This window comes from Brevibacterium sp. S22 (genome assembly GCF_004745485.1).
Lineage (GTDB): Bacteria > Actinomycetota > Actinomycetes > Actinomycetales > Brevibacteriaceae > Brevibacterium.
Window position 1 is genome coordinate 42,590 of record NZ_RHFG01000001.1, and the last position, 24,259, is coordinate 66,848.

Genomic DNA, 24,259 nt, shown 5'->3' on the forward strand with positions numbered 1-24,259 from the left:
CTCACCTTTTCCGCTCTTGTCTCTCACGCTCATCAGCTTGTCTGTCCTCCCCGGGCCATTCCCGGGTCGGTGGCGAACATCTGTGTATGGTCCTCGGGCAGGACGATCCACTCAACTCTATCGGCATCGACGGCGAGCACTCCCGGCCGGGGCAGGTGGTTGTAGTTGTTCGCCAGCGACCGGCAGTATGCACCCGTGGTCGGAACGGCGACGAGGTCGCCGGCGGTGACGTCGGCACCCATGTATTCGTCGCGGACGATGATGTCTCCGGATTCGCAGTGTTTGCCCACGATCCGCACGATCGCCGGTTCTGCGCTCGAGTTCCGGTTCGCCAGGGTGCACGAGTAGTCGGCATCGTAGAGCGCGGTGCGGATGTTGTCGCTCATTCCGCCGTCGACGGCGACATAGGTGCGAGTGCCGCTGTCGGTGCTCACCTGTTTGACGGTGCCGACCTCGTAGAGCGTGAACACCGCCGGGGAGACGATGGCACGTCCGGGTTCGATGGAGATCCGGGGGACGCTCGTGCCCAGTCCCCGGCATTCCTTGGCCACGACCGCTGCGAGTTCTTCAGCCATCTCCGCAACCGGAATCGGGGTGTCCTGCGAGGTGTAGCGGATGCCGAAGCCGCCGCCGAGGTCGACATCGGGCAGGTCGATGCCGTGTTCGCCCATGACTTCGGCTCGGAAGGCCAGCACACGGGCGGCGGCGACTTGGAAGCCGGAGATGTCGAAGATCTGCGAACCGATGTGCGAATGGAGACCGTCGAGGCGCAGATGCTCGGACTCGGCGGCCAGACGGGCGGCCCGGGCAGCGGTTCCGTCAGCGAGGGAGAGCCCGAATTTCTGGTCTTCGTGTGCAGTGGCAATGAAGTCGTGGGTGTGTGCTTCGACTCCGACCGTCACGCGCAGCATGACTGGTGCGACCGCGCCTCTGGCCGCGGCGATGGATTCCAGACGTGCGATCTCATCGAGGCTGTCGACGAAGATCCGCGCCACGCCGTAGTCGAGAGCGTATTCGAGCTCTGCTGTGGATTTGTTGTTTCCGTGCAGCCCGACTCGATCGCCGGGGACTCCGGCCGTGCGCGCGATCATCATCTCGCCCAAGGAGCAGGTGTCGAGGCCGAGTCCGGCGTCGTGGACCCAGCGGCCCACGGCTGTGCACAGGAAGGCCTTTCCGGCGTAGAAGACGTCGGCTCCGGCGAGACCTTTCTCGACGGAGAATGCGTTGGAGAACGTGCTCAGGTAGGTCTCTGCCCGAGTGCGGAAGTCCTCGACGTCCATGACGAGTGTCGGTGTGCCGTACTGCTCTGCCAGGTCGATCACGGAATGACCGGCGATCGTGAGCACTCCGTCCTCGGTCTTCGTGACATTGTCCGACCACAGACTCGGCAGCAGCGCATTGACGTCATCGGGATACGGCAGCCACACCGGGGCCGGGGTCGCGTGCAGTGTCCCTGCGATATGTGCGGGCATCAGATCCTCTCCGGGGCCGAAGCGCCCAATTGTCTCAGTCCTGCGGCGAGGACGATGGTGACGGCTCTCAGCGCGAGGAGCCGGGATGAATGTGTGACGGTGATGTCCTCATCGACCGTCGGGGTGACCACACAGCGGTCAAGGAACTCCTCGACTGCCTCGCCGAGTTCGAGGAGAGCAGTGAGGAAGGGACCGATTTCGCCGAGGCGGCCCGCTAGCTCCAGTGATGACGGCACAGCTGCCACGCTGATGAGCATCCGGGCCTCGACCGGGTGTTCGAGTCTCGAGGCTTCGGCGTCGTCTGTCGAGATCCCTGCTCGGTGTGCTCGCCGCTGTTCGCGACAGGCCGCGGCATGACCGCGCTGGAGGACATGCACTGCGGCCGGATCGACATGAGCGTCGCCTTCCTCGTGCAGGCAGGGCCGGTCAAAGGCATGCGCCTCTTCCGTGCCCGGAGCGGCCAGCAGTGCCCCGAACGGGCTCCGGCCCGAGCTCGCTCCTCCAGCGGCGACTGCCGCGACGAGATCGAAGGCCACGCGCGCACGGGCGGCAGGGGTGAGGGTCACGTTGACGAAGCCGGGGCCGGCGATGACGGCATCGGCCACCTCGGGGAAGGTGCGCAGCTCGGTGCACAGATGTGCGGCGAGCTCGGTTCGCCGCTCGGGAGCAGCGGCGGCGCGCAGCGCCACGGGCGTCGACCAGTCACCGAACTCGGATCGAGACGGAGCCGAAGCGTCGATGTGCGCGGCGAATCCCGGTGCCACAAGACCTGCTTCGGCCGTCGCCAAGGCGCGCGCGAGTGCAGTCTGCAGGTCTTCCGGAGTCACTCGAACAGAGTACTCGGGGCCGGACGGCGAGGACGAATCCGGTGTCGTCTTCGCTCTCATGACGAGACGGATGCCTGATCGGGCTCAGATCGCGCCGGGGCGGCAGGCGGCGTGGCTGACGAGGAACTTGACGACCACCGAGGCGAGCACCACGGCGAATGCCGGCCACATGCTGTCGAAGCTCTGGATGAGGAAGGCGAAGAGCAGCGGTCCCGTGGCCGCCAGGAGGTACCCGCCGCCCTGGACGAAACCGGACAGTGAAGCCGCCGCTTCGGCGTCTCGTGCGCGCAGAGTGATCAGCGTCAGAGCGAGTGGGAACGTGGAGATGCCGATGCCCAGCAGAACAGTCCACAGAACCGGTGCCGCAGTCGGCAGCAGCCACAGACCCAGGTAACCGACGGCCAGGCTGAGACAGAAGCCGACGACGATGAGATAGGCCGAGGTCATCCTCTGTGCCAGAGCGGGCAGGACGAAACCGAGGACGAGCGGGATGGCGGTGACCAGGGCCAGCATCGCTCCGGCGAAGGCCGCATCGAAACCGGAGCGCGTCAGCAGGCTCGGCAGCCAGGTGAAGAGGATGAAGTTGTTGAACGAGGTCAGTCCCGTCATCGTCATCAGCGCCCACGCCCGTCTGCTGCGCAACAGGCGCGAGAGCTCGCTGCCGCCGACCACGGCGGCGGCCACCTCGGCGGTTGGGGCGGGCCTGACGATGCGGAGGACGATCCAGGCGACCACGCCCAGGCCCGCGATTCCGGCCCACACGAGCAGCGAACCTCTCCACCCCGCACCGGTGGCGAGGGGAACCGCGACCAGCGGCGGGATGAACGTGCCGAACTGGAGCAGCCCGACATGCACGGTCGACATGAGCGCCACTCTGTCGGGGAAATACGATTTCACCAGGGGCGGGAGGACGACGTTGCCGATGCCCATGCCCAAGAGAGCGAGAACGCTGAGGGCGAGGAACAGGGCCGGCGAATCGATGACCGCGCGGAAGCCCAGACCGATCGTGACCATCACCATGGCGGCCAGGGTCAGGCCGAGCCCGGAGAAGCGGGCGTAGAGTCGCGGGGTGAGGAAGCCGCTGAGGCCGTAGAGCAGCGGGGGCAGCATACCGATGATCGCCAGGAACACCGCGCTCAGATGGATCTCTTCGCCCATGGCGTCGAGCAGCGGTGAGAGGCCGGTGACGCCGGGGCGCAGATTGAACGCAGCGACGACGATTCCGAGGACGATCAGAATACGGGTGCGCGCAGAGTTCATGAGATCTTTCCTATCAGACACCGACTTCCAGGCCGGTGACCGGGGCGGATCAGAAGTCGAGTTTGAGTCCCTCGACGGGTGAGAGTCGCGACGCTCGCCTGGCCGGCGCCAGAGCGGAGAGGATGCCGGCGATGACGGCTACACCGAGGATGCCGAGGAACGACGGGGCGGAGAAGTCGACGATGAGGTCGGTGGAATAGTCATAGGTGACCAATCGTGTGCCGACGATGCCCAGCGCTCCGCCGAGGACGAGGCCGAACAGTGCGGCCACCGACGAGATGAGCACCGCCTCGAGCGCCAGCAGGGTCCGCAGCTGCGAGATGCTCAGCCCCAGCGCCCGCATGAGCGCGTTCTCCCTCCTGCGTTCGATGACGGAGAGACTGACCGTGTTCGAGACACCGATGAGCGCGATGATCACGGAGACGAAGAGCAGGGCGACGGCCGCGGCGAGCATGACGTCGATGAGTTCGGAATAGGCGCCCCGAGCGACTGCGGAGCCGCCGACCTCTTCGCTGGAGACGTCGAGCTCCTCAGCCACTGACTGTCGGATGCGCGTGATCTCATCGACGTCGATGTCCTCATCGAGGCGGACGAGCACGGCCGTCGTTGTGGCCGAAATGCCGAGGTCGTTGCCGACGTCGGGGGTGGTGAAGAAGGCGAGGCTGGAGAGTCCGTCCCTGTGCACGGGAACGCTCATCTCGTTGAGTCCTCTCACCCGCACGGTCGGCGTGGGGTAGTCCTCAGGAACGGTGATCCGGCCGGACACGATATCGGCGGCCGCGTCCCCGAGTACGGTCTCGGCACTGTCCGGGTCGAGGACGTAGACCTCGGGTCGGGAGCCTTTGAAGTCCTCGACCGCCTCGGCGCGATGGGCGATGACCGCGGTGGACACGCCGGGGATCTCACGCACGTCATCGAGTTCATCGTCGTCGACGAGCCCCGACAGCGGCACGGAGATGTCGACGGGATAGCGCTGGTCGAGACCGTGGCTGAGCGTCGCCTTCGTCGACATCCCACCGACGAGGATCGTCGCCACCAGCGTCACACCGATGATCAGAGCCGTCGCTGTGGCCGCCGTGCGGCGCGGATTGCGCAGAGTGTTCAGGGTTGCCAGCTGTCCGGGCACACCCCAGGGGCTGAACAGCACCTCCCCCGTCCACGCGACGACCGGCGGGATGATCTTCGCCGCACTGATGACCAGTCCGGTGACCACGAGTCCACCGCCCAGCGCACCGCCGAGGATCCAGTACTGCGTCGTCGACACCGCGTAGACGGAGACGATGATGAGAACGATGCCCACACCGATGAAGCCCATGCCCACGAGGTGGCGGGGCCGGGCGCGGGTCCTGGGTGAGATGGAGACGTCGAAGGGCTGGAGTGCTTCGAGAGGCGTCACCGCGATGGCACTGCGGGCCGGACGGATGGTGGCCACGATCGTCAGCAGAGCACCGACGACGACACCGCAGACCAAGGCGGAGACGGGAACGGTGAGCGTGTCATAGGGGAATTCGTCCGGCCAGTAGCGCACGGCTGCGGCCATCAGTGCGCGGCTGACCAGGACTCCGGCGAGGACGCCGAAGATCGACCCGAGGAGTCCGACGAAGAGGCCCTCGGCGACGACGGAACCGTACATCTGCCCACGGGTGGCGCCGAGGCAGCGCAGCAGTGCGAATTCGCGACGGCGTCCGGCGACGATGACGGAGAAGGTGTTGGAGACGACGAGGATGGCCACGATGACGGAGATCCCAGCGAACACGAGCAGGAGTCCGGTCACGACGGCGTTGCCCCCGGAGAGGCGATCGGTCTTCACTGTCACGGCGTCGTCCACGGTCAGCGCTGAGAGGCTGCCGTGCAGCTCCGAACCGTCGATGACCTTCTGCAGCTGAGCACGCACCTCCTCCGGGTCCGCTCCGTTCTCGAGGGCGATCTGAATGGCGATGACGTCACCCTGCTGGGCGAAGTACTCCTGATACCCCGAGGCGGTCGTCAGTGCCCGGGTGGCGCCGGGCAGCGCCGGGTCTTGGCCCATCTCGGCGATGCCGACGACGGAGAAGGTGACGCTGCTCTGGCTCGGCCCCCGATAGACGGGCATGTCATCGTTCCCGCTCTCCACCGGAACCGAGTCGACGGTGAAGCGGACCTCATCACCGATTCCGACGTCGAGGTCGGTTGCAGTCCGGGTGTCGAGAACGAGGTCGGTCGTCGATTCCGGACGCTGGCCCGACACCATGTCGAAGGTGTCGAGACGCTCATCAGCAGGCACCGGCGACAGTGCGAAGGAGCTTTCGGAGAACTCGGCGCCCCGCCCCGTGGTCACGGTACGCGCCGACAGCGACGCGGTCTCTACACCGTCGACCTCGGCCAGGGGCCCTAACAGCGGGGAGGCCTCCTCTCCCCCGACGAAGACATCTCTGTTCGGGATGACCGTCAGGTCGGCTCTGTCGAACGAGCGGCCGACCGCGTGTTCGAGACTGTCCTGCAGTGAGGAGTTGATGATCAGCGTCGTCGCGACGAATCCCGCTGCCAGGGCGATGCCGAGGCCGATTGCGAGGAACCGGGCCCAGTGGATCCGGATCTGCGCGAGGGCGACTGCGATCACAGAGAGCTCAGTTCGCTCAGCGCGGTGACCACGCTCTCGCGGGTGGGCTGCCGGACTTCGCCCGTGGCACGCCCGTCTTTGAGGAGGACGACCCGGCCGGCATGAGATGCCGCCACGGGATCGTGAGTGACCATGATGATCGTCTGCCCGTACAGAGTCGTGGCCCTCCCGAGCAACGAGAGGACTTCCGCCCCGGCGTGCGAGTCGAGGTTCCCCGTGGGCTCATCGGCGAAGATGACGTCCGGTCGGGTCAACAGCGCTCGGGCCACGGCGACTCTCTGCTGCTGACCGCCGGAGAGCTCATGGGGTCGATGTTGGAGACGGTCGCCGAGTTCGAGTCGTTCGACGACTTCGGCCTTCCACTCACGATCGATCTTCTTCCTGGCCAGCGACACCGGCAGCTCGATGTTCTGCTCTGCACTCAGCGTCGGCACGAGGTTGAATGCTTGGAAGATGAAGCCGACGCGGTCACGACGCAGCTGAGTCAGCTGCCGGTCGTTGAGACGAGTGATGTCTTTGCCCCGCATGATGATCGACCCCGAGTCGACGCGGTCGAGGCCGGCGAGGACATGCATGAACGTCGATTTTCCAGAGCCCGAGGGACCCATGATGGCGGTGAAGCGACCCGATTCGAAGTCGACGCTGATGTCGTCGAGTGCATCGACTGCTGTGTCGCCGCGGCCGAAGCTCTTGCGCAGGCCCTGCGCCCGGAGGACGATATCGTCATCCTCCGCGCTCAACTGGCCGGACTCATCAGCAGGTTTCGACATCGCATGCCTCATATCACCGTTCGGGTCTCGTCTCCGACTACCTTAGGTCCTGTCTGCAGAGCCGACCACTCGGGCCGCGAATGCAGAACCGCCCACCTCAGCAGTTGAGATGGGCGGTGTTGTGGTGCCCGCGACAGGATTCGAACCTACGACCTTCTGCTCCGGAGGCAGACGCTCTATCCACTGAGCTACGCGGGCAACGGATGCAACTCTATCACCGTTGAGCACCGCCTCCCAAAACGAAACCGCGTGCAGTCCTCGAAGGACTGCACGCGGTGTCTTAGGGCTGCGACCAGCCGTGTCCGAGCTGATCAGGCGCCTTTCATGGCCTTGCGACCGGGGACATATTCCCAGTGCCAGAGCTCATAGGAGTTGCGCTTGGCCCAGTCCGGGTTCTCCCACCCGTACTTGCCGGCGTTGGCAACGAGCCATTCGTACTGCTGACCGGTTCCGTTCTGCGTGCCCGCACCGAGGTCCAGCGCCAGTCCCCAACCGTGGTTCGAGGTTCCGGGACGGGCGGCGAAGCCGGGTTTGCGAGAGGCGACGGAGACCTGCGATTCCAGCGACCGGTAGGAGTCGGTGACCGCGAGATCCTTCCCGGTGTCCTTCTTGAACGCGGCGTTCATCTTCGCGAACGACACTGCCGCGTCGGAGCGCAGTTTGTGGTTGCCCACGCCGATCTCGCACAGCCAACCGTCGGGCAGTTCGCCGTTGCTTGCTTCGCCCTTCGGCGCCGCTTCGTCACAGCCAGGCAGAACGGTCTTCGTGATCGCACGGGACGCGGCGTCGACCTTGGTCTGTTTGGCGCTCGGGGCGCCGATGGTCATCGAGGTCTTGTCGTCATCGTCGACCTTGATGTCCGCGGAGACCGATTCGGCGTTGATCGCGCGCGGCTCGGACTGAGCGGCGGTGTCGTCGACCTTGACTTCCTGGTTGCCGCTCATATTTCCGGCGACCATCACAGCGGCGATGGCGGTTCCGGTGACCGAGACGGTCGCCAGAGCGGAGAAGGTCGTGACCTGCCGACGGCGGACCGAGCGCAGCAGCGAACCGTCCGATCCGCGGGTGCCCAGTTGGGCCGCGGCCAGCGTCGAGGTGCGTCCGGCGGGTGTCATCGGCTGCGGAGTCTCTTTGGCCATCGCAGCTCGCCGCGGTGAGCCCGCTGCGGCGCGGGCTTCGGCGGCCATGGCCGCGCGACGAGGCGAAAGGGGGGCGGGTGTGCTGCTCCGCGACTGCGATGTCACGGGCTGCGAAGAGTTGATCGTCGAAACCTGCGAAGAGGCGGTCTGCTTGCGCAGATCACGTCGGCGAACCGGCGGCGCCTCGACGGTCGAGAGCTCACTCGACATAGTGCTCCATACTGTTGGTGAAGATTGTGCGGTGGAGGCCCCGATCCGGGCGCCCGAAAGCTTATGTCACAACACTATAACGACATCGTTACAGGATGTCACCTTCAGTTCATACACGGCGTGTGACCAGGTCATTCGCTGAAGATGACTGATCACGGACCACTACATCTGATCTACTTCAGGCGTCCTGAATCACTGTTTCGTTACCATCCGTTACACCTTCGGTCACGAAAGGGATTCTCCCCGTCGAACGGAGTCCTCCCCCGGTCTGCACAGACACGATCGCCGCGGCGATCGTGTGAGCCGGTCGGCCCAGCCAGTGGAGAGTGCTCAGCTGCGGAAGTCGAATCGTCCCCGCTGCATCGCATCCTGGACCTCACCGACGAGCTCTTCGAGCACGTCTTCGAGGAACAGCAGTCCGAGCACCTGTGCCTGCGCATCGATGACCCGGGCGACGTGGATTCCCACCTTCTGCATCTGTGCCAGAGCCTCTTCGACCTCGTCATCGGCGGTGACCGTGAACAGCGGGCGGAAGCGCTTGCTCTGCACAGGAGCGTCGAAGGCCTCATCGGTATCCGCGTAGAGCACATCCTTGATGTGGAGATAGTCCTGCGGATACCCGTCGTCACCGACGACGAAGTAGCGAGAGAAGCCGGTCTTTCCGACCAGGGTCACGAGCTCGTTCGGAGTCACCTTGTCCGAGATCGTGATCAGCTCAGACATCGGGACCATGATGTCAGCGGCGGTCTTATCGCTGAACTCGATCGCGCCCTTGAGCAGCCCGGTGTCATCGCTGAGCAGTCCCTCGCGCTTCGATTCGGCGACGATCGATTCGACCTGCTCGATCGTGTAGGCCTCGTTGACTTCGTCACGCGCCTCGATCTTGAACAGATGCAGGATTCCGTTGGCCAATCCGTTGAGCGGTCGGATGACGAAGCCGAAGACTCGGGCCAGGAACACCAGCGGTGTCGCCAGCAGCATCACGGCCTGGCCGGATGCCGCCAGAGCCAGGTTCTTCGGCACCATCTCACCGATCACCACGTGCAGATAGGTCACGACGCCGAGTGCCAGGACGAAGGAGATCGTCGACGACAGTCCGGCGGGGATGCCCAGGCCCTCGAGCGGACCGGCGAGCAGATGATGGATGGCCGGTTCGGCCACATTGCCCAGGAGCAGGGAGCACACAGTGATGCCGAGCTGACAGATCGCCAGCATCAGTGACACGTGCTCCATCGCGTAGAGGGCTGTCTTCGCCGCAGCAGAGCCTTCGGCCGCACGCGGCTCGATCTGTGAGCGTTTGGCCGCGACCACCGCGAATTCGGCGGCGACGAAGAATGAGTTGCCCAACAGCAGAACGACCAGCCAGACCAGTCCGAACCAATCGGCGCTCATCGGGACTCACCTCCTGCTTCGTAGGCTTCCGCATCGGCGGCGCGCAGCACCACCCGGAGGCGTTCGATGCGTCGGCCGTGCATCCGCTCGACCACGATGAGGGCATCCTCGGTGCGGATCTCGTCGCCCGGTTCGGGGATGCGTCCGAGTTCCTTGAGCACGAAACCGGCAAGAGTCTCGTAGTCCGAGTCTTCCGGAATGGTCATGCCTATCGTCGACGAGATCTCATCGGGGCGCAGCTGACCGGGCACGATCCAGGAGCCGTCGCGCGCCGGTCTCGCCGCGACGCGCATCCGATCGTGTTCGTCGGCGACCTCACCCACGAGTTCTTCGACGACGTCTTCGAGCGTGACGACTCCGGCGGTGCCGCCGAATTCATCGACGACCACAGCCATCTGCAGTCCGGTGGCTCGCAGCTCCAAGAGCAGCGGATCGAGACGCTGAGTCTCCGGGATCTCGCGGACCTCGGTCATCAGTCCTCCTGCGTAGGCGTCCTCGCGGTTGCCGGGAGGCACGGCGAAGGCCTGTTTGACGTGGACGACGCCGACGATGTGGTCTTTGTCCTCGGCGGCCACGGGGAAGCGGGAGAACCCGGTGTCCCTGGCCTGTTCGATGATCTGTCGGGCTGTGGTGTCCTTGTCCACCGTGGACATGCGTGTGCGCGGGGTCATGACGTCTTCTGCGGTGCGCTCGGAGAAGCTCAGGGTCCTCTCCAGCAGACCTGCCGTCTGTTCGTCGAGCACACCTTCTTCTGCGGAGTGGCGTACGAGGGAGGTCAGCTCCTCGGGAGATCGACCCACCGAGCCCTCTTCCTGCGGCTCGACGCCCATAGACATGAGGATCTTGTTCGCCGTGCCGTTGAGGGCGGCGATGACAGGTTTGAAGACGATCGAGAACACATACTGCATCGGCGCTGCGATACGGCCGGTCGCCAGGGGCACGGCGATCGCAAGGTTCTTCGGCACGAGTTCACCGAAGATCATCGATCCTATGGTGGAGAGGATGAGTGCGATGGTCAGCGCCATCGGTGCTGCGAGTCCGGGACCGACTCCCCAAGCTTCGAACAGCGGCGCCAACAGTCTGCCCAAAGACGGTTCCATGAGGTAACCGGTGAGCAGAGTGGTGATCGTGATGCCCACCTGAGCAGCCGAGAGCTGGGTGGACAGGTGCGTCATCGAGGCCCGCAGCGTCTTCGCACCGACGACGCCCTCCTCGACCGCCTTATCGGCGGTGTGGCGGTCGAGGGTGAGCAGTGAGAACTCGGCTGCGACGAAGACGCCGGTGCCGAGGATCAGCAGCAGTGCGAGGGCGAGGAGTATCCATTCCATCAGTGACTGTCCCCGCCGTTGTTGATCTGCTGAGCAGAACAAGTGAAGTGTGAGACCCTCGCGGGGTGAGGATCATCATCTGGGGCGCCGGCTTCCCGCCGGCCGGGACTGTCACTGTGCATGAGGAGATCTTACCAACTTCCCGACAGCGGTCGGCCCTCTTCATAACCGGCGGCACTCTGGACTCCGACCGCGGCCAGGCGCGCGAAATCCGCGAGATCACCGGCTCCCGCGTAGGTGCAGGAGCTGCGAACGCCTGAAGTGATGCCGTCGAGCAGGTCCTCGACCCCAGGAGATTCCGGGTCGATGTACATGGTCGACGAAGAGATGCCTTCTTCGAACAGACCCTTTCGTGCCCGTGCGAAGGCCGACTCAGTGCGGGTGCGGTTGGCCACGGCCCGCGCCGAAGCCATTCCGAAGCTCTCCTTGTATTTGCGGCCTTCGCCGTCGATGAGCAGGTCGCCGGGGGACTCATGGGTGCCGGCGAACCACGATCCGACCATGACCTGGGAGGCTCCGGCCGCGAGAGCCAGGGCGACATCACGGGGGTAGCGGACCCCGCCGTCGGCCCACACATGGGCACCCAGCTCGCGAGCCGCCTCGGCGCATTCGAGCACTGCGGAGAACTGCGGACGACCGACTGCGGTCATCATCCGGGTCGTGCACATGGCTCCCGGACCGACCCCGACCTTGACGATTTGGGCTCCGGCTGCGACGAGATCGCGGACCCCTTCGGCAGTGACGACGTTTCCGGCCACGATCGGCACCCCGAGCTCGGCATCGGCGATCGCCGACAGCGTATCGAGCATCTTCACCTGGTGGCCATGAGCGGTGTCGACGACGAGGACATCGGCACCGGATTCGACCAAAGCCGTGGCGCGTTCGACCGCGGCACCGTTGACGCCGATGGCCACGGCGATCTTCAGCCGTCCCTGAGCATCGACATTGGGAGTGTAGATGGAGGACCGCAGCAGCGACTTCGGAGTCAGGCTGCCGAGCACGGTGTTGTCATCGTCGACGACGGCGGCGAACTCCGCCCGCGATTCGGTCATCGACTCGAAGAGCGACTCCAGCTGCGCGGTGTCCTCCCAGTCGACCTCCGAGGCGCGGATGACATGGGGGGCGGAGTCCGACAGCTCCGCCACCGAGGTGAAGCGGTCGACGCCGCGCAGATCCGCGGCGTTGATGATTCCCTCGAGTCGTCCCGCGGAGTCGACGACGACTCCGAAGCCGTGCGGACGCTTGGCGAGCACGTGCAGAGCATTGAGCACGGTGTCCTCGGGGGCGAAGCGCAGAGCGGATTCGAAGATCCGGTCACGGCTCTTCACCCAGGAGATCGTCTCCTGCGCAGCGGTCAGCGGGATGTCCTGAGGCAGCACTGCCAGCCCTCCGCGCCGGGCCATCGTCTCCGCCATCCGGCGACCGGACACGGCGGTCATGTTCGCGGCGACGAGCGGGGTCGTCGACCCGGTCGGATCTGTTGTCGTGAGGTCGACGCTGAAGCGCGAAGTCAGCGCCGAAGAGTTCGGGACGAGGAAGACATCTGAGTAGGTGAGATCGTTGTTCGGGTCATTTGAGATGAAACGCATAACACTATTGTCCCTTAACTGCACATTCGATGGCACATCACGTTAGGCTTGGAGATGTCGTTAAGCAGCAAGTCTTGAATCAGGAAGTAGGCGATCAACGCCGTGTCCGTCAATACTCCGAACCGCACCGTTGAAGACTTCGGGTCGAATGAGTGGCTGGTCGAGGAATTGTATGAGCAGTACAAGTCAGATAAGAATTCGGTCGACCAGTCCTGGTGGCCCTTCTTCGACAAGTACGAGAAGAACGGCGGAGGCGCTCAGTCCGCTGCCGAGCCCGCCGCCAAGCAGGAGGCGAAGCCGGCCGCGAAGAAGTCGGATGCCAAGGCCCCTGCCTCCGCTGCAGCACCGGCGACTTCTCGCGGAGTCTCCCCGTCCTCGGCCGAGTCCGAGACGCTGAAGGCGGAGACGAAGTCCGTGCCCAAGGTCACTCCGAAGGAGACCGCACCGAAGCCCGCACCGGAGGAGACGATCACTCCCCTGCGCGGCCCCGCGAAGCTCATCGCCAAGAACATGGATGACTCGCTCGAAGTCCCGACCGCCACCTCGGTCCGGGCACTGCCTGCCAAGGCGCTCATCGACAACCGGATCGTCATCAACTCGCACCTCAAGCGCACCCGCGGTGGAAAGGTCTCCTTCACCCACCTCATCGGCTTCGCCGTGATCCGGGCGCTGCAGAACTTCCCCTCGCAGAACGTCTCCTACGACGTCCGCGACGGCAAGCCTGTGATGATCTCCCCCGCCCATATCAACTTCGGCCTCGCCATCGATGTGCCGAAGAAGGACGGGTCCCGCACTCTGCTGGTGCCCAATGTCAAGAAGGCCGAGACACTGACCTTCCGCCAGTTCGTCGATGCCTACGACGGCCTCGTCGACAAGGCGCGCCAGGGCAAACTCACCGCCGACGACTTCGCCGGCACCACGGTCTCTCTGACCAACCCCGGCGGAATCGGCACCGTCCACTCCGTGCCGCGTCTGACCAAGGGTCAGGGCTGCATCATCGGCGTCGGAGCACTCGACTACCCTGCCGAGTTCCAGGGCGCCAGCCAGCAGACAATCAACTCTCTGGCCGTGTCCAAGGTGCTGACCCTGACTTCGACCTACGATCACCGCGTGATCCAGGGCGCCGGCTCGGGTGAGTTCCTCAAGCTCGTCCACAGCTACCTGCTGGGTGAAGACGGCTTCTACGACGATGTCTTCGAATCCCTGCGCCTGCCCTACGAGCCTGTGCGCTGGGTGCCCGACGTCTCAGCAGAAGACCAGGACGACGTCAACAAGACCGCGCGCGTCATCGAACTCATCGATGCCTACCGCACCCGCGGCCACCTCATGGCCAATATCGATCCCCTGGTCTACCGTCAGCGGTCCCACCCGGACCTCGACATCAACCAGCACGGACTGACCCTGTGGGATCTCGAACGCGAGTTCCCCACCGGCGGCTTCGGTGCGAAGGCGATGATGCCCTTCCGCAGCATCCTCGGTCTGCTGCGTGAAAGCTACTGCCGGACCACCGGCTTCGAATACATGCACATCGCCGACCCGGTCCAGCGCCGCTGGTTCCAGTCGAAGATCGAGGTGCCCCACCAGGAGCTGAGCCGGTCCGAACAGGGACACATCCTCGGACGCCTCAACGCAGCAGAGGCCTTCGAGACCTTCCTGCAGACGAAATACATCGGACAGAAGCGCTTCAGCCTCGAAGGCGGAGAGTCCGCGATCGTCCTGCTCGACGAGATCCTCAACCAATCCGCCGACACCGGACTCGACGAAGTCGCCATCGGGATGGCCCACCGAGGTCGCCTGAATGTGCTCACGAACATCGCCGGCAAGTCCTATGCGCAGATCTTCCGGGAGTTCGACGGCACGATGTCGCCCGACAGCGTGCAGGGATCCGGCGACGTCAAGTACCACCTCGGCACCGAGGGATCATTCACCTCGCCTTCGGGAAACACCACCGGCGTCTACGTCGCGGCCAACCCCAGCCACCTCGAGACGGTGGACCCGGTCCTCGAAGGCATCGTCCGCGCCAAGCAGGACCTCGTCGACCAGGGCGAGTCCGGCTTCACCGTGCTGCCGGTCCTCGTCCACGGCGATGCTGCATTCGCCGGTCAGGGCGTGGTCACGGAGACGCTCAACCTCTCGGAGCTGCGCGGCTACCGCACCGGCGGAACCGTCCACGTGATCATCAACAACCAGGTCGGATTCACCACTCCCCCGGCCTCGGCGCGTTCCTCGTTCTACTGCACGGACGTGGCCAAATCGATCAACGCCCCGATCTTCCACGTCAACGGCGATGACCCCGAGGCCGTTGTCCGAGCCGCTCGCCTGGCCTTCGAATACCGCCAGGAATTCAACCGGGACGTCGTCATCGACCTCGTGTGCTACCGCCGCCGCGGCCACAACGAGGGCGACGATCCGTCGATGACACAGCCCACGATGTACTCGCTCATCGAGAAGAAGGGTTCGGTGCGCAAGCTCTACACCGAGTCCCTGGTGGGCAGGAAGTGCATCACCGACGAAGAGGCCGCCGAGGCGCTCAAGGATTACCAGTCGAAGCTGGAATCGGCCTTCGCCGAGACCAAGGAAGCCGAGACCGGCCCCTACGATGGCGAAGCGTTCAACGCACCCTACGAGCCCAGCGACATCGAGACCTTCAACGATGCCGAGACGGCCATCAGCCCTGAGACGCTCCAGCGCATCGGTGAAGCCTTCGCCGAGGTGCCTGAAGGCTTCACGGTTCACAAGAAGCTGCGGGCGCTGCTCGAGAAGCGCAAGGAGATGTCGCTGTCGGGCGGAATCGACTGGGGATTCGCCGAGCTCTTGGCCTTCGGCTCACTGCTCATGGACGGTGTGCCGGTGCGACTTGCCGGACAGGACTCCCGCCGCGGGACGTTCGTCCAGCGTCACTCCGTGCTCATCGACTCGGTCAACGGCAACGAGTGGACCCCGCTGCAGAACCTCACTGAGGATCAGGCCCGCTTCTGGGTCTATGACTCCCTGCTCAGCGAGTACGCGGCCGTCGGCTTCGAATACGGCTACTCCGTACAGCGCAAGGACGCTCTCGTGGCATGGGAGGCTCAGTTCGGCGACTTCGCACAGGGTGCGCAGACGGTCATCGACGAGTTCATCTCCTCCTCCGAGCAGAAGTGGCAGCAGAACTCGGGCGTCGTCATGCTCCTGCCCCACGGCTATGAGGGACAGGGACCCGACCACTCTTCAGGTCGCATCGAGCGTTACCTGCAGCTGTGCGCGGAGAACAATATGACAGTCGCCTATCCGTCCTCGGGCGCCTCGTACTTCCACCTGCTGCGTCGCCACGCCACGACGACGAACAAGCGTCCGCTCATCGTCTTCACCCCGAAGTCGATGCTGCGCCTCAAGGCCGCGGCGAACTCGCCGGAGGAATTCACTTCGGGCAAGTTCCAGGCCGTCATCGACGATACGGATGTCGATGCCTCGCAGGCCGAGCGCGTCGTCCTCGTCTCCGGCAAGCTCTATTGGGAGCTCAAGGCCAAACGCGAGAAGGACAACGATACCAAGATGGCCCTCGTTCGCCTCGAACAGCTCTACCCGCTCGATGAGGCAGCCATCACCGCCGTGCTCGATCGCTTCCCGGCCGATGCCGAGATCGTCTGGGCACAGGAAGAGCCGGAGAACCAGGGTGCATGGCCGTTCATGGCTCTGCATCTGCCCGAGCTCCTCGGCGGTCGTGAGGTCAAGGTCATCTCCCGGGCAGCTTCTGCAGCCACCTCGACCGGCCTCAAGCACTTCCACGAAGTGCAGCAGAAGGAACTCGTCGACCGGATCTTCAGCCGGTGAGCAGCGACATCACCACGACCATCGCCGTGGTCGGAGGCCCTTTGGTCGCCGGCCACGGCGATGGTCGTGGTCTCGGATGGGTGGGTCGAGTCACGGCGAGGACTCTGCCGAGCCTGCCGGAGCTCAAGGTGTACCCACTGGCGGTGCCCGCTGAGGATACCGCCGGGCTCCATGCACGCACCATCGCCGAGGCGTCTCTGCGGTTCACCCCCGACGGGGACAATCGTCTGGTGCTGGCTCTGGGGTCCGGAGATCTCGATTCGGGTCGTTCAGTGGCCAGGGCACGTCTTGATGTGGCGAACATCCTCGACGAGGCCTTGGCTCGAAAAGTCTCGACCTTTGTGCTCGGACCGCCGCCGGAGCACGACGGAGACCGCAACCGTCGCATTGCTGAGCTCAATGCCAGCTTCTCCGATGTGGCCAAGAGGCGCGGAATCACCTATGTCGACACCTTCACTCCGCTGCTCGGTCATCCCGTGTGGCAGCGTGAGGTCGCCTCGTCACGGAACCATCTGCCCGCGCAGGAAGGCTACGGTCTGCTGGCGTGGCTGGTTCTGCACCGCGGCTGGTTCAACTGGCTCGGTGTCCAGGACATCCTCGGCGAGCGGTGAGCAGCGTCTGCGGCGACAGCTGAGTGAGCATCCACGGCGCCTGACCGCAGCACCTCGGTGTGTCGCTTCGGCAAGGTCTGTGACCTGGTCCGACTTTGCTCTGCCCGGGCGATCATGAGATAATTAACCGTCTATCAAAGGAGGGCACAATGAGCAAGCGTGGCCGTAAGCGTCGCGATCGCCGCCGTAAGAAAGCAAACCACGGCAAGCGTCCAAACGCATGATTCGCTGATTCGCTCAGCGAATGTCGAAGGCGGGAAGAGATTCGATTCTCTTCCCGCCTTCGTTGTGTCCAGGGCTGCCCAGCTGTGTCCGGGCCCCCGGTCAGGAGTTCTGTTCGAGAGCGATCCGCTGACGGATCTTCTCACGCAATCCCATCGGGGCCTGATCGTGACTGCATGAACGTCGGACGAGTTCCTTCAGCAGCGCTTCGATCTCGTACTCGTCATGACACGACGGGCACTGTTCGAGGTGGATCGAGATCTCGCGGATCTCCGTCGTCGTCAACTCTCCGTCGAGGTAGTGGTAGATGCGCATCAGAGACTCGGCCCTGACGCTTTCGCAGCATCCGTCGTAGCTCATTTCGCACCTCCCTCGGTATTGCCGAAGCCGCGATCGGCAGCGTAGTCGGCCAGCATCTCACGAAGCTGGCGGCGCCCACGATGCAGTCGCGACATCACTGTGCCGATCGGCGTCTCCATGATCTCGGCGATCTCCTTGTACGGCAGACCTTCGACATCGGCATAGTAGACGACCATGCGGAAGTCTTCGGGCAACGCCGAGAGCGCCTCCTTGACATCGGTGTCGGGAAGATGGTCGAGGGCTTCGAGTTCGGCAGAGCGACCGCCGGAGGACGTGTGACTGTTCGCCTGCGCGATCTGCCAGTCCTCGATGTCCTCACTGCCGTGTTCCTTCGGCTGGCGCTGCTTCTTCCGATAGTTGTTGATGAAGGTGTTCGTCAGGATCCGGTACAGCCAGGCCTTGAGGTTGGTTCCGGGCTTGTACTGGTGGAAGGCCGCGTAGGCCTTCGCGTAGGCTTCCTGCACGAGATCTTCGGCATCTGCCGGATTGCGGGTCATACGCAGAGCAGCTGCGTAGAGCTGATTGACATATTCCAGAGCATCCCGCTCGAAACGAGCCGACCTCTCGGCATCGGTTTCAGGGACTTCTTTGACTGATTCGGTCATCGCAGTCAATGGTACGCCCGTTCTCTCCAGGACGGCAGTGGCGCTCATAGACTTCTCCTTCTGCCTGTCGACTTCGCGACGGGTGCACCCGTCGAATGACTTCACCCTGTACAACATCGGACTGGCGTCCCACTATTCCCACCGCAGCAGTTATGCTTGCGAGTGAGATGACCGCCACGTAGGAAGGACCACTGTGTCTCCCATTCGTCTTATCGCACGGCCCATGCTGGCCGCCGGCTATATCCTCAACGGCGTCGACCGTCTGCGCAAGCCGGAGGCAGCGGCCGCCACGGTCGGCCCGCTCCTCACCCAGGCCCGCAAACAGGTCGACGTCCCGGTCGACGCAGTGACTCTCGCCCGTGCCACCGGGGTTGCCCAGGTCGCCGCCGGTTCGCTGTTGGCCATCGGTCGTTTCCCGCGCCTCAGCGCTTCGATCCTCGTCGGAACCTACCTCCTCGACACCGTCGGTGAACGTCTGTCTGCCGACAAGGCGACGACGAAGGAGGAGAAGAAGGCCCGCAACGAACGCACCGTGCTGCGCACCTCGATGCTCGGCGGCGCCCTTCTCGCTGCCGTCGACACCGCAGGTCGACCCGGTCTGTGGTGGCGCACTCAGCACGCGGCCGAAGACCTGTGGTCGAGTGTCGAAGACACCTCGAAGCAGGCTCTGAGCGCACTCGGAGTTGACTGACATTCCCACGCACACTCATCCGGTGACCGGCGACTGGCAGCCGCCGGTCGCCGGTTCCGCTGTCTCTGCCTCTGTTTCCGTTCCCGGTTCCAAATCGCTGACCAACCGTTATCTCATCCTCGCAGCACTGGCCCGTTCGGGCTCCGACCTCAAGGGATGGCTGCGCAGCCGCGATACCCTGCTCATGGTCGACGCCCTGCGCCGCCTCGGCGCGGTGATCGACGAAGACGGCGATGTGCTCCATATCGAGCCGATCCCGTTCACCGGTCAGGATGTGCACGCAGATGATGCTGTGCCGGATTCGTCTCCGATCACCATCGACTGCGGTCTTGCAGGAACCGTGATGCGTTTCATTCCCCCGCTCGCCGCGCTGACCGGGCGTGAAGTCGTCCTCGACGGCGACGAACAGGCTCGAGTGCGGCCGATGTCGGTGACCATCGACTCGCTGCGCGAACTCGGCGCTTCGATCACCTCTGCCGAGGGCACCCTGCCGATGACGATCCATGCCGACTCGCAGCTGCGCGGCGGCCACCTCGGCATCGATGCCAGTGCCTCCAGCCAATTCGTCTCCGGTCTGCTGCTCGCCGCCCCCGTCATGCCTTTGGGCCTCGAGCTGACGAACACTGCAGACACGGTGCCCAGTCGGATGCATGTGGATATGACGATCGAAGTCCTTCGAGACGCCGGCATCGACATCAGCGAACCCGAACCCGAGCGTTGGATCGTCGAACCCGGACTGCCGCGCGGGCTCGACGTCCAGGTCGAACCCGACCTCTCCAATGCTGCCGCGTTCGCTGCGGCCGCCCTGGCCACCGCAGGGTCCGTGACGATCGCCGACTGGCCCGCGCACACGACGCAGGCCGGCGACGGCTTCCGCGAGATCGCCGAGGCCTTCGGGGCGACGGTGCACCTCGACCGGGACGGACTGCATGTGCAGGGGCCGGAGAGGCTCACTGCGGTCGATCTCGACCTGTCGGCCGTGGGCGAACTCACCCCCGTGGTCTCGGCCCTCGCAGCGCTGGCCGAAGGCACTTCGCAGCTGCGCGGGATCGGCCACCTGCGCGGACACGAGACCGACCGCCTGGCCGCTCTGACTCGGGAGTACAGTGCCATCGGCGTCGACGTCGTCGAGCATGCCGAGGCGCTGACGATCATCGGCACGACAGAACTGCGCCCGGCACTGTGGCACACCTACCACGACCACCGCATGGTCATGGCCGGTGCCGTCCTCGCCCTGCGCAACGCCGGAATGGTCATCGAGAACGCCGGCACCGTCGCCAAGACCCTGCCGACCTTCACCCAGCTGTGGGAAGCCATGCTCACCCCCGGAGCCTGATATGGCGAAGATCTTTCGCGACGAGGACTACCGACCCCGACCGAACCGACGCGGTTCACGTCCTCGGACGAAGAACCGTCCCGACCACCGGGACGCTGTGTCCGGCTTGGTCACCGCGGTCGATCGGGGCCGGTACCGCGTCATCCTCGCCGACGCCGACGGGACCTTCCCGTCCACTCCCCCGACTCGGAAGAAGGGGAAACGGCCTCGCGGGGCCACCTCGGTGACGGCGGTGCGAGCTTCGCACCTGCGCAAGCAGGCGATCGTGCCCGGCGACATCGTCCGCCTCGTGGGCGACACCTCAGGCACGGAGGGAACTCTCGCCAGGTTGGTCGAGATCACCGACAGACAGACGCTGCTGCGCCGCAGCGCCGATGACACCGACCCCACCGAGCGCGTCCTCGTGGCCAATGTCGATGTCATGGGCATCGTCACGGCCACAATGGACCCCGAGCCCTCGTTCGGCCTCATCGACCGGGCGCTCGTCGCGGCTTTCGACGCGGGGATCACCCCGCTGCTCATCGTCACGAAGACCGATCTGCATTCGGCCACGGAGCTCAGGGAACGATTCTCCGCGTGCGGGGTCGACATCGTCGAGTCCTCCGTCGTCTCCGCTGCCGAGACGACGGACACGACCGGCACCGAATCGACCGGGCACGTTCCGACTGGGAATGCTGCCGATCCTCACGCCGAGGTGGCCGAACGACTCCGCGGACGCATCAGCGTCCTCGTGGGGCATTCCGGGGTGGGCAAATCCACACTGACGAATGTCCTCGTTCCCGCCGCCGAACGCGCCACGGGCCATGTCAACGACGTGACCGGCCGCGGACGTCACACCTCTTCCTCTGCCGTGTGCCTGCCGCTGGAGCGCGGCGGATGGCTCATCGACACTCCGGGTGTGCGCAGCTTCGGATTGGCCCATGTGGACCGGGACACACTGCTCTCGGCCTTCCCGGAACTCGTCGAGGCCACTGCCGACTGCCCCCGCGGATGCACGCACCTCGACGACTCCCCCGGCTGCCGCCTCGATGAGTGGGTCGCCGACGGCAGAGCCGGACCCGGAGGAGTCTCACGTCTGGAGTCACTGCGGCGGCTGCTGCCCTCGACTGGATAGGCTGAAGGCATGAATGACCTCGACTTGGCGATCGAACTCGCCGATCTCGCCGATGCCATCAGCCATCCGCACTTCCGGGCACAGGACTTCGACGTCGAAACCAAACCCGACCTCACCCCGGTCACCGAATGCGACCGTGCGGTGGAGAAGACGATCATGGATCGCCTCAGCGAGGTCCGACCCAATGACAGCGTGCTCGGTGAGGAATTCGGGGCCCATGGGGACTCATCGCGACGGTGGATCATCGACCCCATCGACGGGACGAAGAACTTCGTCCGCGGAGTGCCTGTCTGGGCGACGCTGATCTCCCTCTACGACGGCGACCAGCCGCTGCTGGGTGTGGTCTCCGCTCCGGCGCTCGGCCGCCGGTGGTGGGCGGAATCGGGTCAGGGCGCCTTCACGACAGAACTCGGATCACCGGCCGAACGCATCACCGTATCGTCGGTCGAAGCCCTCGCCGATGCCTCGCTGTCGTATTCGTCGCTGTCAGGCTGGAAGGAACTCGGGATCTTCGATGAGTTCCTCGATCTCTGCGGTTCGCTCTGGCGCACCCGCGGGTACGGCGACTTCTATTCGTATATGCTGCTGGCCGAGGGTGCGGTCGATCTCGCCTGCGAACCGGAACTCGCGCTCTACGATATGGGCGCGCTCGTGCCCATCGTCCTCGAGGCCGGAGGCTCCTTCACGAACACAGCAGGGATCCCCGGGCCCTTCGGCGGCAATGCCCTGGCCAGCAACTCACGGCTGCATGAGGCCGCTCTCGACCGGCTCGGCCGTGTCTCTCCTGCGGAGGTGTCGTGATGCCGGACATGATGCGGGCCCCGTTGTGGCATGAGATGGCCGAGCCTGCAGGACTGACGAACCCTGATGGGTCGATCGGTGAGACGATCTACGGGCAGATGACGAAGTTCGCCGCGGAAGTCGGTGCCGTCAACCTCGGGCAGGGCGCCCCAGGCACTGAGCCGCCGGAGGAGCTCATCGCTGCCACCGCCGCTGCGATGCGGGCCGGTTTCAACCAGTATGCCCCCGGTCAGGGTTTTCCGCAGCTTCTCGAGGCGGTGGCTGCCCAGCGCGGACGTGATTTCGGCCAGCAGGTCGACCCCGACGAGGTGCTCTACACCGCGGGCGCCACGGAAGGGCTGACGGCTGCGATCTTGGCTCTGCTGCCGCGCGGCGGCTCCCTCGTCGCATTCGAGCCCTTCTACGATTCCTATCCGGCGGCGATCGCTGCTGCCGGGGGCACGCTGCACACGGTCCCACTCCTGCCTGATGACCACGACGGCTTCGCCCCGGATTGGGAGGCTTTCGATCGGGTGGTCGCCGAGATCGAGCCTGAGATCATCCTCGTCAACACTCCGCACAATCCCACCGGATTCATCTTCTCAGCCGCTGATCTCGCCCGGATCGGTCGAGCCGCCGAGGATGTCGACGCCTGGGTGCTCTCCGATGAGGTCTACGAACAGCTCGTCCTCACCGATCAGGCACATGTTCCTCCCGCAGCGGCGATCGAGGATTCCGCACGGGTCGTCACGGTCTCCTCGGCGGGCAAATCCTGGAACACCACGGGGTGGAAGATCGGCTGGGTCATCGCTGTGCCCGAGGTGCGCCAGGCCATTCAGACGGTCAAGCAGTTCCTGTCGTTCACGGCCGGCGGTCCCATGCAGATCGGTATGGCTGAGATGCTGGACGGCGATTCGCAGTTCGTCGTCGAGAACCGCGCTTCGCTGCGGGCCCGAGCGGAGGTGCTCGTACCCGCTTGTCGAACAGTGCCCGGCGCCGAAGTATCGACTCCACCGGCCGGCTACTTCACGGTGATGGATTTCTCTGCGCTGACGGATCTCGATGCTTTCGAACTCAATGATCTCCTGGCCAGAGAATTCTCCTTGGTCGGGATCCCCGTTCCGGCTCTGTGCAGGCCAGGCAGCCCCGCATATGAGGCCTATCGCTCATCAATCCGGTATTCGTTCTGCAAATCCGTCGCGGATGTGGACAAGGGCGCACAGCTGTTCATCGCCCTCGGAGGACATCTCAGCGAGCACCCCGATGCTCTGCGGCAACGCCGATGAGCAGCAGATCGACTTGCCCTCGGGCGGGTTGAGACCTCAGCGCCGCAGTCTGGGAAGGAATCACTGGGACAGCCGAAGGGGCGAACCGCAGATGCGGTTCGCCCCTTCTGTTTCGCGCAGTCGCGCTGCTTGGCGGCTCGGTCTTCCTGAGGGCGCTGTCGCCGTTCAGGCAGAACCCGGCTCAGTCCAGATCAGGCCTTGACCAGTTCGAGCTCGAGTTCGATCTTGATCTTGTCGGAGACGAGGAGCTCTCCTCCGCCGAGGACGGCCTCGAAGGACATTCCGAAGTCCTTGCGGTTGACCGTGGCGGTGGCGGAGAGCCCGGCGACCTGGTTGCCGTTCGGGTCAGTGGCGACACCGGCGAATTCGGTTGCGAAGGCGACTTCCTTGGTCACGCCGCGCATCGTCAGCTCACCGACGGTCTCGAACTCATCCGCGGCATCGGCCTTGATCGAGGTCGACTTGAAGCTCAGCTTCGGGTGGTCCTCGGCCAGAAAGAAGTCACCGCTCTTGAGGTGACCGTCGCGCTGTTCGTTGCGGGTGTTGATCGAGTCCGCCGAGGCCTCGGCAGACACGGCGCTGTCTTCGAGGGTCTCACCGACGTTCACGCTGCCGGCGATCTCCTCGAAGTGACCGCGGACCTTCGAGACGCCCGCGTGGCGAGCGGTGAAGGTGAACTCCGAGTGGACGGGATCGATGTTCCAGGTTCCGGCGGTGAGTCCCTGAGGCAGAGCAGTCATGATTTCTCCTTTTGGTTGAAATTTGAAGTACAGAACTGACTATAGTTCAACTTTCAACCATACGCAAACCCTGCGGGTAAACATCAAGTGACCATGTGGCGGAGGTCACCTGTAC

At 64.7% G+C, this 24,259-nt stretch carries 19 protein-coding genes and 1 tRNA gene; 7 read left to right on the plus strand and 13 right to left on the minus strand.

Going from position 1 to position 24,259, the window contains the following annotated elements:
- Positions 1–32: 32 nt before the first annotated feature.
- The 10 genes from lysA to EB835_RS00365 form a co-directional block, all read right to left on the minus strand.
- A complete protein-coding gene (gene lysA / locus EB835_RS00320; RefSeq protein ID WP_135807516.1) occupies positions 33–1,472 on the minus strand; it encodes a diaminopimelate decarboxylase in 1,440 nt (479 codons plus the stop codon).
- Complete coding sequence (locus tag EB835_RS00325) at positions 1,472–2,299, minus strand: DALR anticodon-binding domain-containing protein (RefSeq protein ID WP_168216581.1); 828 nt, start codon at positions 2,297–2,299, stop codon at positions 1,472–1,474. Before EB835_RS00325 ends, lysA begins: the two co-directional genes overlap by 1 nt.
- Positions 2,300–2,383: 84 nt before the next feature.
- Complete coding sequence (locus EB835_RS00330) at positions 2,384–3,559, minus strand: MFS transporter (protein ID WP_135807518.1); 1,176 nt, start codon at positions 3,557–3,559, stop codon at positions 2,384–2,386.
- Positions 3,560–3,608: 49 nt separating this feature from the next.
- Positions 3,609–6,158 (minus strand): ABC transporter permease, encoded by a 2,550-nt coding sequence (locus EB835_RS00335; protein WP_135807519.1) that lies wholly within the window; start codon positions 6,156–6,158, stop codon positions 3,609–3,611.
- Positions 6,155–6,928 carry an ABC transporter ATP-binding protein gene (locus EB835_RS00340; protein WP_240688439.1) on the minus strand — a complete coding sequence of 258 codons (774 nt, stop codon included), beginning with the start codon at positions 6,926–6,928 and terminating at the stop codon, positions 6,155–6,157. Before EB835_RS00340 ends, EB835_RS00335 begins: the two co-directional genes overlap by 4 nt.
- A gap of 122 nt (positions 6,929–7,050) precedes the next feature.
- Positions 7,051–7,126 (minus strand) — tRNA-Arg (locus EB835_RS00345).
- Between the two features lie 113 nt (positions 7,127–7,239).
- A complete protein-coding gene (locus tag EB835_RS00350; RefSeq protein WP_135807521.1) occupies positions 7,240–8,277 on the minus strand; it encodes a M15 family metallopeptidase in 1,038 nt (345 codons plus the stop codon).
- A 330-nt stretch (positions 8,278–8,607) separates the two neighbouring features.
- A complete protein-coding gene (locus EB835_RS00355) occupies positions 8,608–9,669 on the minus strand; it encodes a hemolysin family protein (protein WP_135807522.1) in 1,062 nt (353 codons plus the stop codon).
- Positions 9,666–10,997: a hemolysin family protein gene (locus EB835_RS00360; protein WP_135807523.1), complete on the minus strand. Its 1,332-nt coding sequence runs from the start codon at positions 10,995–10,997 to the stop codon at positions 9,666–9,668. Before EB835_RS00360 ends, EB835_RS00355 begins: the two co-directional genes overlap by 4 nt.
- 131 nt (positions 10,998–11,128) lie before the next feature.
- Positions 11,129–12,586, minus strand: coding sequence for a GMP reductase (locus EB835_RS00365; RefSeq protein WP_135807524.1), 1,458 nt, complete (start codon positions 12,584–12,586; stop codon positions 11,129–11,131).
- 102 nt (positions 12,587–12,688) lie between these two features.
- Here EB835_RS00365 and EB835_RS00370 point away from each other — a divergent pair, with 102 nt between their 5' ends.
- A complete protein-coding gene (locus EB835_RS00370; protein WP_135807525.1) occupies positions 12,689–16,399 on the plus strand; it encodes a multifunctional oxoglutarate decarboxylase/oxoglutarate dehydrogenase thiamine pyrophosphate-binding subunit/dihydrolipoyllysine-residue succinyltransferase subunit in 3,711 nt (1,236 codons plus the stop codon).
- On the plus strand, positions 16,396–17,010 hold the full coding sequence (locus EB835_RS00375) for a GDSL-type esterase/lipase family protein (protein WP_135807526.1): 615 nt from the start codon (positions 16,396–16,398) through the stop codon (positions 17,008–17,010). The genes EB835_RS00370 and EB835_RS00375 overlap by 4 nt, the downstream gene beginning before the upstream one ends.
- A 324-nt stretch (positions 17,011–17,334) precedes the next feature.
- Here the strand turns inward: EB835_RS00375 and rsrA are convergent, their stop codons facing one another.
- Both rsrA and EB835_RS00390 read right to left on the minus strand, forming a co-directional pair.
- Positions 17,335–17,592: a mycothiol system anti-sigma-R factor gene (gene rsrA / locus EB835_RS00385; RefSeq protein WP_135807527.1), complete on the minus strand. Its 258-nt coding sequence runs from the start codon at positions 17,590–17,592 to the stop codon at positions 17,335–17,337.
- Complete coding sequence (locus tag EB835_RS00390; RefSeq protein ID WP_135807528.1) at positions 17,589–18,197, minus strand: sigma-70 family RNA polymerase sigma factor; 609 nt, start codon at positions 18,195–18,197, stop codon at positions 17,589–17,591. Before EB835_RS00390 ends, rsrA begins: the two co-directional genes overlap by 4 nt.
- Before the next feature lie 193 nt (positions 18,198–18,390).
- On the opposite strand from EB835_RS00390, the gene EB835_RS00395 reads away from it, so the two are divergent.
- The 5 genes from EB835_RS00395 to EB835_RS00415 are packed head-to-tail and all read left to right on the plus strand — an operon-like array spanning position 18,391 to position 23,404.
- Positions 18,391–18,888 (plus strand): DoxX family protein, encoded by a 498-nt coding sequence (locus EB835_RS00395; RefSeq protein WP_135807529.1) that lies wholly within the window; start codon positions 18,391–18,393, stop codon positions 18,886–18,888.
- 22 nt (positions 18,889–18,910) lie between these two features.
- Entirely contained in the window at positions 18,911–20,224 is a 1,314-nt protein-coding gene (aroA, locus tag EB835_RS00400; RefSeq protein ID WP_240688440.1) for a 3-phosphoshikimate 1-carboxyvinyltransferase, read from the plus strand.
- 1 nt (position 20,225) lies between these two features.
- Positions 20,226–21,338, plus strand: a complete 1,113-nt coding sequence (locus tag EB835_RS00405; protein ID WP_135807531.1) for a ribosome small subunit-dependent GTPase A — start codon at positions 20,226–20,228, stop codon at positions 21,336–21,338.
- 9 nt (positions 21,339–21,347) lie between these two features.
- Complete coding sequence (gene hisN / locus EB835_RS00410; RefSeq protein ID WP_135807532.1) at positions 21,348–22,139, plus strand: histidinol-phosphatase; 792 nt, start codon at positions 21,348–21,350, stop codon at positions 22,137–22,139.
- Positions 22,139–23,404 carry an aminotransferase class I/II-fold pyridoxal phosphate-dependent enzyme gene (locus EB835_RS00415; protein ID WP_135807533.1) on the plus strand — a complete coding sequence of 422 codons (1,266 nt, stop codon included), beginning with the start codon at positions 22,139–22,141 and terminating at the stop codon, positions 23,402–23,404. Before hisN ends, EB835_RS00415 begins: the two co-directional genes overlap by 1 nt.
- A gap of 191 nt (positions 23,405–23,595) precedes the next feature.
- Here the strand turns inward: EB835_RS00415 and EB835_RS00420 are convergent, their stop codons facing one another.
- Positions 23,596–24,144 (minus strand): YceI family protein, encoded by a 549-nt coding sequence (locus EB835_RS00420; protein WP_135807534.1) that lies wholly within the window; start codon positions 24,142–24,144, stop codon positions 23,596–23,598.
- Positions 24,145–24,259 lie beyond the last annotated feature (115 nt).

What these genes read in the sequence shown, in the direction of transcription:
- EB835_RS00415 (WP_135807533.1), top strand. Translation starts at nt 22,139, where the DNA reads ATGCCGGACATGATGCGGGCCCCGTTGTGGCATGAGATGGCCGAGCCT.
- EB835_RS00365 (WP_135807524.1), bottom strand. Translation starts at nt 12,586, where the DNA reads ATGCGTTTCATCTCAAATGACCCGAACAACGATCTCACCTACTCAGAT.
- EB835_RS00350 (WP_135807521.1), bottom strand. Translation starts at nt 8,277, where the DNA reads ATGTCGAGTGAGCTCTCGACCGTCGAGGCGCCGCCGGTTCGCCGACGT.
- EB835_RS00340 (WP_240688439.1), bottom strand. Translation starts at nt 6,928, where the DNA reads ATGTCGAAACCTGCTGATGAGTCCGGCCAGTTGAGCGCGGAGGATGAC.
- EB835_RS00420 (WP_135807534.1), bottom strand. Translation starts at nt 24,144, where the DNA reads ATGACTGCTCTGCCTCAGGGACTCACCGCCGGAACCTGGAACATCGAT.
- rsrA (WP_135807527.1), bottom strand. Translation starts at nt 17,592, where the DNA reads ATGAGCTACGACGGATGCTGCGAAAGCGTCAGGGCCGAGTCTCTGATG.
- hisN (WP_135807532.1), top strand. Translation starts at nt 21,348, where the DNA reads ATGAATGACCTCGACTTGGCGATCGAACTCGCCGATCTCGCCGATGCC.
- EB835_RS00355 (WP_135807522.1), bottom strand. Translation starts at nt 9,669, where the DNA reads ATGAGCGCCGATTGGTTCGGACTGGTCTGGCTGGTCGTTCTGCTGTTG.
- EB835_RS00360 (WP_135807523.1), bottom strand. Translation starts at nt 10,997, where the DNA reads ATGGAATGGATACTCCTCGCCCTCGCACTGCTGCTGATCCTCGGCACC.
- EB835_RS00330 (WP_135807518.1), bottom strand. Translation starts at nt 3,559, where the DNA reads ATGAACTCTGCGCGCACCCGTATTCTGATCGTCCTCGGAATCGTCGTC.
- EB835_RS00405 (WP_135807531.1), top strand. Translation starts at nt 20,226, where the DNA reads ATGGCGAAGATCTTTCGCGACGAGGACTACCGACCCCGACCGAACCGA.
- EB835_RS00390 (WP_135807528.1), bottom strand. Translation starts at nt 18,197, where the DNA reads ATGACCGAATCAGTCAAAGAAGTCCCTGAAACCGATGCCGAGAGGTCG.
- lysA (WP_135807516.1), bottom strand. Translation starts at nt 1,472, where the DNA reads ATGCCCGCACATATCGCAGGGACACTGCACGCGACCCCGGCCCCGGTG.